At 38.1% G+C, this 257-nt stretch carries 1 protein-coding gene; it reads right to left on the bottom strand.

Features of this window, described 5'->3' with window-relative positions; genetic code table 11:
• Positions 1-257 (bottom strand): YggT family protein (locus KAJ71_RS23310; protein ID WP_248947801.1); only part of this gene is annotated, 257 nt, incomplete at both ends.

Raw genomic sequence — 257 nt, 5'->3', positions numbered from 1 at the left:
AGCATAATCCATAACTTTTTCAGCAATGATCAATGCCAAAATCGCTAAAATTGGAGAAAGATCAATCATTCCCATATTTGGCATGATACGACGGAACGGCGCCAATAAAGGTTCAGCAAGCTCTTGAATGACTTCAATATAAGGTGATCTCGACTGAGTAAACATCACCACCCAACTGAGAATAATGGTCGCAAAAATTAAATAGCGACAAAAACGAATCAGGTCTTGGATCATGGTCACAAAAGTTAGAATGATCA

This window comes from Serratia silvae (genome assembly GCF_023282985.1).
Classification (GTDB): Bacteria; Pseudomonadota; Gammaproteobacteria; order Enterobacterales; family Enterobacteriaceae; genus Chania; species Chania silvae.
This window is presented reverse-complemented; position numbering and strand designations above follow the sequence as displayed.